Origin of the sequence: Methanocalculus sp., assembly GCF_029762515.1 — an archaeon.
Lineage (GTDB): Archaea > Halobacteriota > Methanomicrobia > Methanomicrobiales > Methanocorpusculaceae > Methanocalculus.
In genome coordinates this window covers 1-1,360 of record NZ_JARVGN010000514.1, presented here as the reverse complement: position 1 = coordinate 1,360, position 1,360 = coordinate 1, and the positions used below count along the sequence as shown (strand labels likewise).

Annotated in this window: 1 protein-coding gene; it reads left to right on the top strand. The window is 46.3% G+C overall.

Annotated features, from left to right (window positions below; translation table 11 throughout):
- Positions 1–856, top strand: an 856-nt coding sequence (locus QCH34_RS12735; RefSeq protein ID WP_300334681.1) for an ATP-binding protein, incomplete at its 5' end; no start/stop codon positions are given.
- Between the last annotated feature and the right edge of the window lie 504 nt (positions 857–1,360).

Sequence of the window (1,360 nt, the reverse complement as noted above, 5' to 3'; positions counted from 1 at the left end):
TATCTCCCAAGAAACGCTGTTTCCTTATGAGGTGACACAATACGATCCTTGGGTGATTCGTGAGGCACTACACAACTGTATTGCCCATCAGGATTACCGGCAATCTGCTCGTATCACAGTGACTGAAAGGCCGGATTCCTTATTGTTTACAAATCGAGGCGAATTTATTCCGGGTACTGTTCAGAATGCTATTGAGCATGATGTCCCACCTGATGTCTACCGGAATCGTTTCCTGGCAAATGCGATGGTCGAGCTGAATATGATCGACACCATTGGCAGCGGAATCAAACGGATGTTTGTAAAACAGCGGGACCGAAATTTCCCGATGCCGGATTATGATCTCGACGAACAAGGGATAGTTCGGGTCAGGATCACTGGACGGGTGATCGATGAGAAGTACACCAAGATGCTTATCCGGCGAAAGGATCTGAGCCTTATTGATGTTATCACCCTTGACAAAGTACAGAAGAGCTATCCGATTACTCCCGAGGAACGGAAGCACCTGCGAGAAAAGAAACTGATTGAGGGGAGGCACCCCCATATTTTCGTTTCAGCGAGTGTTGCTGCGGAAACGGATTCGCGAGCGGACTACATAAAGAAACGTTCATTTGATAAAGAGCATTTCAAGGATATGGTTATCTCCTATCTAAAGCAGTTTCATCAGGCAGAAAGAGAAGAAATTGACAATCTACTTCTGGATAAAGTTTCAGATGCCCTTAGTTATGAACAGAAGCGCTTATTCGTAAAAAATCTGCTTCAGGAAATGCGCAAGGACGGAATAATTGAAACGAGTGGGAGTAAGACGTATAAAGCGAAATGGGTCCTTTCCGAAAAAGGTGTAAATAAAGATAATTGAGTAGTTTGCATCAATGTTAGATAACGAAAATCAAATATCCAACTTTTTTTTTAAAAATAAACCCGAAATCGTGAATTAAGTCTGCGTAAACTTGTATCATTGTTGGATAAATCTTAGACTTTTTTCAACGGCCGAAACTTTATCTGACTCGGAATCCCCACCATTTTCGGTTCTCCTCAGGTTATTTGGCTCTTTTATTCCTTGAGCACCCGCTCCAGCCGCATGGATCGTTGTCGTGAGTCCAGGAACCGCCCGGCAATATGGTCTGGGCTTCCGGCCGAAAGTTTTTGGTTCGCGATCAAAACGTTCGCGGATCGCGAACAAACAGTTTATGGACAGGGTGCGGAACACGGAAGGACCGCATTACCGGATGCGGCATCTCTGAACGCCCCTACCATCCCCGGTTCAAAAAGAATTTCAAAATCAGCGCCGTCAGCCCGCCGGCCCCCGCCCCGATGCCGGCGCTGATGCCCTTCATCTTGAGCTCCTCGCCGATCTTCTGGC